General features: G+C 70.7%; 4 protein-coding genes. 3 read left to right on the top strand and 1 reads right to left on the bottom strand.

Going from position 1 to position 8,691, the window contains the following annotated elements:
* The first annotated feature begins 18 nt into the window (after positions 1-18).
* Entirely contained in the window at positions 19-1,155 is a 1,137-nt protein-coding gene (locus HUA76_RS38125) for a DUF4130 domain-containing protein (protein WP_371745633.1), read from the top strand.
* A gap of 125 nt (positions 1,156-1,280) precedes the next feature.
* Positions 1,281-2,087: a hypothetical protein gene (locus tag HUA76_RS38130; protein ID WP_174463656.1), complete on the top strand. Its 807-nt coding sequence runs from the start codon at positions 1,281-1,283 to the stop codon at positions 2,085-2,087.
* 30 nt (positions 2,088-2,117) lie between these two features.
* Here the strand turns inward: HUA76_RS38130 and HUA76_RS38135 are convergent, their stop codons facing one another.
* Positions 2,118-3,098 (bottom strand): aldo/keto reductase, encoded by a 981-nt coding sequence (locus HUA76_RS38135; protein WP_141646072.1) that lies wholly within the window; start codon positions 3,096-3,098, stop codon positions 2,118-2,120.
* 324 nt (positions 3,099-3,422) lie between these two features.
* Between HUA76_RS38135 and HUA76_RS38140 the strand changes: the two genes are divergently transcribed.
* A complete protein-coding gene (locus HUA76_RS38140) occupies positions 3,423-8,687 on the top strand; it encodes an amino acid adenylation domain-containing protein (RefSeq protein WP_371823579.1) in 5,265 nt (1,754 codons plus the stop codon).
* Positions 8,688-8,691: the final 4 nt, after the last annotated feature.

Genomic DNA, 8,691 nt, shown 5'->3' on the forward strand with positions numbered 1-8,691 from the left:
ACGGGTGGCTCGCGGCGTGTGTCGCTGAGCGACCAGGAGGTCCAGGTGCGGGTGAGCGTGGCGCCGGAGCTGGCATCGTTTCGGGAAGTAGCGCGGGGGCTGTTGGCGCGGTGTCTGCCCCCGGAGCGGGTGTCTTTCGAGGAAGCGCGGGGCCCGTGGGATGGACGGGTGGATGCGCTCGTGAGCGGCATGGGCACCGGCGCGCTGCCGGTGGTGCCCCGGGACTTCCTGGGGCTGGCGGAGAAGGTGGTGTGTCATCGGGAGCCGGAGCGCTGGGCGCTGCTGTACCGCGTGCTCTGGCGGCTGACCCACGGGGAGCGGTGGCTGTTGGAGCGGGAGTTGGACCGGGACGTCCAGCGGCTGCGGCGGATGGAGCGCGCGGTGCGGCGGGACGTGCGCAACCTCGTGATTCGCGTCCGCTTCCGGCGGGGAGCGTCCGATGGCGCGGAGCGGTATGTCGCATGGTACCGGCCGGAGCACCTCGTCGTCAGGCTGGCGGCGCCCTTTCTCGTGGGGCGCTTTCCCACGCTGCGCTGGAGCCTCTTCACCCCGGACGCCAGCGCCCACTGGGACCTGGCGCGCCTGAGCTACGGGGCGGGACTGGCGTGGGAAGCGCCGCCGCAAGCCCCGGCGCGGAGCACGGCCGCGCGCAAGTCGCGGACACCGTCAGAGGGGACTCCGGTGATGATGGTGGGGGACGTGCCCGACACGCGGGAGGACGGTGACGTGCCGTGCTTCGTGGGGCCGGCGGGGCGGTTGTTGGAGGTGGTGCTCTCACGGGCGGGGCTGAAGCCCACGGACCTCCATGTCTCGCGGGGACCTCCGCCGGATGGGGACGCGGAGGCCGCGGGCTGGCGGGAGGCGCAGGCGTTCCGGGAAGCGCTGGCGTCGGAGGTGGCCTCGGTGCGCCCGTTGTTGATGCTCGCGCTGGGCAGCACGGCGGGCCAGGCGGTGCTGGGGCCGGGGTTTCGTCTCAACCTCAACCGGGGACAATTCGTCCAGACGCCCTGGGCACGCGGCGCCATGGCCACCTTCGCGCCCGCGGACGTGCTGCGCCGGGCGGACCCTCGCGAGCGCGCGGAGCTGCGCATCCACTTCGAGGCGGACCTTCGCTCGGCGGCGCAGTGGCTGCGCCACGCCGGTCGGCGCGGGTAACGTCTGGACGCGGCTGCCATATCGTTCCCCGCGGGGATGGTTGCTCCGTGGTTTGCTGGCTGGGACGGGTCGCCGCGAGGGGCGTAAACTCGGAGGACGCAAAGCCCACGACAAGGGGACCTTCGATGCGCCGCTCCTCACTGACCCTGTTGCTGCTCCTTTCCGCCGCGTGCGCCCGGTCGCCCCTGGTCCGCCAGGGCCCCCCCGTCATCGTCGCCACGCCGGCGCTCGCGCAGCAGTCTGGCTTCGCGCCCTGGGCCATCTCCATGCCCTTCGGACACGCGCAGGACGGCAGCACGCTGGTGCTGCGGTTCCTGGAGCGCGCGGAGACGTCCGGCGCGCGCTACGTCAGCAACGTCCAGGTGGTGTTCATGGCGGACGACGGGGGCACGGAGCTGGAGTGCCGCACGCACCTGATGCCCGAGGGCCCCGTGCCGCCATGGAAGGCCCTGGTCCGCACCGCCATGGCCGCGGGGGAATACGCGCCGCTGCGGGTCATCCGCCGCCCCATCCCGTACACGATGACGCAGTGCCGGGAGCATTGGGTGTCCGCCACGGTGACGGAGGCCACCCGGTCCGGTCCCAGCTCCGCTCGGGGCGCGGCCGTGTTGATGACCACGACCTCCCTGACGTCGCGTCCGGAGATTCGCTGCGAGCCCGTGACGGCGACGCGCATCCTCTCCCGGTATGCGTTCGAGGACGCCGTCGACTACGTGCCCCCGCGCATCGAGCGGCTCCTGGAGTCCCGCCCGGAGCTGAAGCTCCTGGAGACGGAGGCCGAGTGTCTGCCGAGAGACCCGCTGGCTCCTCGCACCAACCGCATCGAAGCGCTGGCCTATGGCGGCTCTGGCCCGCGAGCCGCCTTCCTGGATGTCCCTCCGGTCGCGCCCGCGCGTGCGCCGAAGCCCGCTCCCACCCAGGTCGACCTCTGACGTCGACCCGGTACCGTACCGCCGCGCGGCTCACATGCCGCGCAGCGCGTGGGGCTGGTAGGGCGCCTCCAGGGCCTGGAGCTCCTCGGGCTGGAGCTTGAGGTCCACCGAGCGCATGGCGTCCTCCAGGTGCTCCAGCTTCGTGGCGCCGATGATGGGCGCCGTCACCACGGGACGCGACAGCAGCCACGCCATGGCCACCTGGGCCGGAGGCACGTTGCGCGCCTCGGCCACCCGCCGCGTGGCCTCCACCACGTCCCAGTCTCCCGCCTGGTCATACAGCACCGGCGCGTACGCATCCGTCTTCGCGCGCGGCGTGGCGTCCCGGTCTCCCAGCGACTTCCGCGTCCCCGCGAGCAACCCGCGCGCGAGCGGAGACCAGGGGAGCACGCCAATGCCCTCCGCCTCGCACAGCGGCAGCATCTCCCGCTCCTCCTCGCGATAGACGAGGTTGTAGTGGTCCTGCATGGACACGAAGCGGGACCAGCTGTTCACATCCGCCACGCCCAGGGCCCGCGCGAACTGCCACGCATACGTGGACGACGCGCCCAGGTAGCGCACCTTGCCCTGGCGGACGAGCTGATCCAACGCGGACAGCGTCTCCTCCACCGGCGTGTGCGGGTCCATCCGGTGGATCTGGTAGAGGTCGATGGTCTCCATGCCCAGCCGCTTCAGGCTGGCCTCGCACGCCTGGACGATGTGCTTGCGGGACAGGCCGCGCATGTTGGGGCCATCACCCATGGGGAAGTACACCTTGGTGGCGACCACCACTTCTTCCATGCGCGCGTAGCGTCGCAGCGCACGGCCCGTCACTTCTTCGCTGACACCCAGTGAGTACATGTCCGCGGTGTCGAAGAAGTTGATGCCCATCTCCACCGCGCGGCGGAAGAACGGCTGCGAGGCTTCCTCGTTGAGGACCCACGGGCGCCATGAGGGGGTGCCGTAGCTCATGCAGCCCAGGCACAGGCGTGAGACGCGCAGGCCGGTGCGGCCCAGTTGCGTGTACTTCATGGGGAGCTCCTCTCGTCGGGTGTCGACGCGGCACATCGCCACGAACGTTCGTGAATATGCAACCGGTCAACACCGATGTGCTGGGTCATTCGTGATGACACGACTTTTCTGGATGCCGAGAATCCATTAAAAGTAGGGGGAATCCAGGGGGCGTCGGTCGGTGCAGCAAGGTCAACGCCCCCGGGTTCACGGGACGCGTGTGTGCCGGGCTGAAACGGCTTCCGTCCTCCTGAAAATCCCCCCGGGACACTCGACATGCACTTGCCGACTCGCGCTGCCCCCGCCTCCGCGTTCGTTCGTCCCGAGAACGCTACCCTCGTCGACGTGTGCCGTGCCCGGGCGGTGTCTCAGCCCACCGACTCCATCTTCACGTTTGTCGACGAAGAGGGGGAGCACACCGTCACCTATGCTGAACTGGATGCGCAGGTGCGCGCGGTGGCGGCGCGGCTCCAGCAGGAGATGGCGCCAGGAGACCGGGCGCTGCTCATGTACTCGCCAGGGCGCGAGTACGTGGTGGGCTTCCTCGCGTGTCTGTATGCGGGCGTGGTGGCGGTGCCCGCATATCCGCCGGATGTGATGCGACTGGGTCGCACGCTGCCCCGGCTCCAGGCGCTGGTGGCGGACTGCGGCGCGCGCGTGGCGCTCACCACGTCCGGAATCTCGGAGCTGGTGGGGCCGCTCACCGAAGGACTGGAAGACCTGCGGGCGCTGCGCTGGTTGTCGACGGACACGGTTCCACTCAGTGAGGCCGCGTCGTGGCGCGATGCGGGCGTGCGCGACGACACGGTGGCGTTCCTCCAGTACACGTCGGGCTCCACCGGCTCGCCACGCGGCGTGGTGCTGGCGCACCGCCAGTTGATGCACAACTGCGAGCTCATCTCGCGAGGGTTCGACGCGAAGCCGGATCCGAGGTTCGTCTCGTGGCTCCCGCCGTACCACGACATGGGGCTGATTGGCGGCATCGTCCATCCTCTGTTCCGGGACATGCATGCGTCGCTGATGGCGCCCTTGTTCTTCCTCCAGCGGCCCATGCGGTGGCTGGAGATCATCTCGCGCCACGGCGGCACGGTGAGTGGCGGGCCCAACTTCGCGTTCGACTTGTGCGTGCGCAAGAGCACGCCGGAGGAGCGGGCCGCGCTGGACCTCAGTCGCTGGGAGGTGGCGTTCTGTGGCGCGGAGCCGGTGCGCGCGGAGACGATGGACCGCTTCGCGGAGGCCTTCGCGCCCGCGGGCTTTCGCCGCCACGCGCTCTATCCCTGTTACGGCCTGGCGGAGGGGACGCTCATCGTCACGGGCCGCCAGCGCGTCGCGGAGCGCCCGGTGGAGTTGGTGGTGAAGAGCTTCTCGCGCGAGGGCCTGGAGCGGGGCGAGGCGCGAGCACCGGAGCACGCCGACGCCGGAGCAGTCCTCGTGGGCAGCGGCGAGGTGCTGGGCGCGCAGGAGCTGCGCGTGGTGGACCCCCAGACGCGCGAGCCGAAGGCCCCGGGCCAGGTGGGCGAGCTGTGGGTGCGCGGGCCCAGCATCGCGGAGGGTTACTGGCAGCGCCCCGAGGAGACGGAGCGTGACTTCCGGGGCCGCCTCGCGGGGACGGGCGAGGGGCCCTTCCTGCGCACGGGAGACCTGGGCATCGTCGAGGGCGGCGAGGTCTTCGTCACGGGCCGCTTGAAGGACGTGCTCATCCTGCGCGGGCGCAACCTCTACCCGCAGGACCTGGAGTTGACGGTGGAGCGCGGCCACCCGGCCCTGCGCCCGGGGTGTGGCGTCGCGTTCTCGGTGGAGGCGGAAGGGGAGGAGCGGCTCGTCATCGTCCAGGAGGTCTCCGGAAAGGCGGCCGAAGGGGGCATCATCGACGAGGCGCTCGCGCGCATCCGCGCCACGCTCGTCGAGGAGCACGGCGTGGCCGCGCATGCGGTGGTGCTCATCACGTCGGGCAGCCTGCCCAAGACGTCCAGCGGCAAGGTGCAGCGGCGCGTGACGAAGCAGGCGTTCCTCACCGACGGCCTGGAGGTCGTGAAGGAGTGGCGGGAGAGCCGCGCGGACGTGCTCGCGCGGGACGAGGTGGCGAGCGCGTCCGAGGCGCTGACTTCGGGAGACGTGTTCTCGTGGCTCGTGAGCGAGGTGGCGCACCGGCTGGGTGTCTCCGCGAGCACGCTGGATGCCGATGCGCCGCTCACGCAGTACGGCCTGGACTCGCTGCGCGGGCTGGATGTGATGCACGCGGTGCAGCAGACGTGGCGCGTGTCGCTGCCCCCGACGTTGTTGCTGCAAGGGCCGAGTCTGCGTGATGTGACGGCGTGGGTGGAGCGCACGCGGAACTCGGTGGCGGAGTCGTCCACTCCCGCTGTGTCGGAGGACGCGACGCCGCATGTCTCGGACGGTCAGCGCGCGCTCTGGTTCCTCCAGCGCATGGCGCCAGGAAGCACCGCGTACCACATCGCGCGCGCGATGCGCCTCGCTCCGGACGTGGACCTCGGGGTTCTGGAGCACGCGTTCTCGGTGCTCATCACCCGCCATCCTGCCCTCGCGTGCGCCTTCCCCGAGGAACGCGGCGAGCCCGTGCTGCGTCCCGCCGCCGCGCCCGTGCTGGAGCGCGAGTCGGCCGAAGGGTGGACGGAATGGGCCTTGCGCGAGCGGTTGGAGGTGGAGACCCACCGTCCCTTCGACCTGGAGCGTGGGCCCATGATGCGCATGCGCGTCTTCACCGACGTCGCGGGTGGACCGGTGCTGCTGCTCGTGTTCCACCACCTCATCACCGACTTCTGGTCGTTGGAGGTGATGGCCGAGGAACTGGGCCTCCTCTACACGTCCGGTCTCCAAGGCGTGGCTCCGACGCTGCCGCCACCTCCGGCTCGCGTCGCGCCCATCCTCCGCGCGCAGGAGGCGCTGTACTCCGGTTCACGAGGCGACGGGCTCCAGGCGTGGTGGCGTGAGCAACTGAGCGGAGAGCTGCCGGTGTTGGAGTTGCCCACTTCGCGTCCACGGCCTCGGCTCCAGTCCTTCCGGGGCGCGGCTGTGACCTTCCGAGTGGAGGCGGAGACCGCCTCTCGCCTGGTGTCGCTGGCGAGCGCGCGCGGTGCCACGCCCTTCATGGTGCTCCTGGCCGGCTACCTCGCCTTCCTGCGCCGCTACACGGGACATGAAGACCTGCTGGTGGGGACGCCGACGGCGGGTCGGGCACGCGCGGATCTGGCTCGACAGGTGGGCTACTTCGTCAACCCCGTGGCCCTGCGCGCCACTGTGACGAAAGGGTTGTCGTTCTCCGCGCTGCTGGCGGAGGTGCGCGGCACGGTGCTGTCAGCGCTGGAGCGGCAGGAGCTGCCCTTCGCACGGCTTGTCGAGCGGCTCCAGCCTCGGAGGGATGCGTCGCGCGCGCCCGTCTTCCAGACGATGTTCGTGCTGCACTCCGGGCGTCCGGGCCGTGAAGCCCTCGCGCCCTTCGCGCTCGGAGGCGAGGGGGCGCGGGTCCGGCTGGGGGCGCTGGAGCTGGAGTCCGTTCCGCTGCGCAATCAGGCCTCGGCCTTCGACCTGACGTTGTCGATGGCGGAGTCGCGAGGTGGCTTCGCGGCCAGCCTGGAGTACTGCACCGACCTCTTCGATGCCGAAGTCGTGGAGCGCATGGCCCGTCATCTGGGCGCGCTGTTGGACGCGGCGTCGCGGACACCCGACGTGCCGGTGCTCGACCTGCCGGTGCTGGATGAGGAGGAGCGGGGCGCGGCGCTGGCCACCGGCCGAAGGCGCGCGATGTCCGAAGCCCCCCCGGTGACCGGTCTGCACGAGGCCTTCGAGTCCTGGGTGGCGAAGACACCCGAGGCCGTGGCCCTGGTCGCGGGCACGTCGCGGTGGACCTATCGCGAGGTGAATGACTGGTCGGACCGTGTCGCCGCGAGGCTGCGTCGTCAGGGCGTCGGTCCGGAGTGCCGTGTTGGTGTGCAGATGGAGCGCGGGGGCCCCGAGGCGCTCATCGCGTTCCTCGCGGTGTTGAAGGCCGGTGGAACGGTGGTGCCGTTCGACGCGGGCTACCCGTCGGAGCGAGTCGCGTGGATGTTGAGCGACGCCGGGGCGCGCTGGTTGCTCGTCCACGAGCGGCTCGCACGGCGGCTGACCCTGCCCGAAGCCGTGACGACGCTGCTCTGGGAGGAGCACGGAGCCCGGGACACACGTGACGGGGAGTCGCCGTTCGAAGCACGGGCGCTGCCCTCGTCGGACTGCACGGCGTACATCATCTACACCTCCGGAAGCACGGGACGTCCGAAGGGCGTGATGATCTCTCACTGGAGCGCCCTGCAGTTGGTCGAGACGATTCGACAAGGCTTCGCGTTGGCCCCCGGAGCACGAGTGCTCCAGTTCGCGTCACCGGCCTTCGACGTCTCCGTCTGGGAATACATCCAGGGCCTGATGACGGGTGCGACGCTGGTCCTGCCTCCTCCGGGCGAAGTCCTCGCGGGCGAGGCGCTGCACCGGGTGCTGCGAGAAGAACGCATCACCCTCGTGACGCTCCCTCCCTCCGCCTGCACGTTGCTGCCGGAGGCACCGCTTCCCGACCTGAAGACGCTCGTCTCCGCGGGCGAGCACTGTCCGGAGGACCTGGTGACCCGCTTCGCTCCGGGGCGGGTGATGCTGAACGCCTATGGGCCTACCGAAGTCACGGTCTGCTCGGCGTGGTCCACGTGCGTGGTCGGAACCGGGGCGCCGGACATCGGCCCGCCCTTGCCGCATGTCGATGCCTACGTGCTCGACGAGGCCCTGCGGCCCGTTCCTCCTGGGGTGACGGGGGAGCTGTTCCTGGGAGGACCGGCCGTCGCACGCGGCTACGAAGGGCGCCCGGACCTGACGGCGGAGCGCTTCGTCCCGGACCCGTATGGTCCACGGCCCGGGGCGCGCCTGTATCGCACCGGGGACCTGGCGCGCTGGCGTCCCTCTGGCCACATCGACTTGCTGGGCCGGGTGGATGCACAGGTGAAGCTGCGCGGGTTCCGCATCGAGCCGGGCGAGGTGGAGGTGGCCCTGCGCGAGCTGGCGGGAATGCGGCAGGCCCATGTCCGTGTGTGGCGCCCGCCGGCGGGAGGAGAGCCTCGGCTGGTCGCATACGTGGTGCCCCCGGAAGGCGGGATGCCGACGCCGGGAGAGGTTCGAGCGAGCCTTCGCGCGCGCCTGCCCGAACACCTGATTCCCGCGGACCTCGTCACCCTGGAGGCACTGCCGTTGTTGTCCAGCGGCAAGGTGGACACGCGGGCCCTGCCGGCTCCGACGCGAGCGGCGCCCTCGGAAGGTGCTCCGCGCACACCCTTGGAGCAGACGTTGGTCCAGGCATGGGCTGAGACGCTTGGGTATCCGACGGTGAGCGTCCACGCCCACTTCTTCGATGACCTGGGCGGCAGCTCGCTGTCGGCGGTGCGCGCGTGCGCGCGGCTGCGCGAGGTGCTCGGGCGGGATGTTCCCGTCACCCATTTCTTCGAGCATCCCACCGTCCATGCGCTGGCGCGGAGGCTGTCCTCCGAGTCGGAGCCTGGGACGCAGACGGTAAAGCATCAGGAGCGTGCGGAGGCCCGTCGTCAGGCCCTCCAGCGTCGCGGCGGAAGGAATACCTGAGAAC

It is taken from the genome of Myxococcus sp. CA056 (assembly GCF_013336715.1).
In the GTDB taxonomy this organism is placed as follows: Bacteria; Myxococcota; Myxococcia; order Myxococcales; family Myxococcaceae; genus Myxococcus; species Myxococcus llanfairpwllgwyngyllgogerychwyrndrobwllllantysiliogogogochensis.

What these genes read in the sequence shown, in the direction of transcription:
- HUA76_RS38135 (WP_141646072.1), bottom strand. Translation starts at nt 3,098, where the DNA reads ATGAAGTACACGCAACTGGGCCGCACCGGCCTGCGCGTCTCACGCCTG.
- HUA76_RS38130 (WP_174463656.1), top strand. Translation starts at nt 1,281, where the DNA reads ATGCGCCGCTCCTCACTGACCCTGTTGCTGCTCCTTTCCGCCGCGTGC.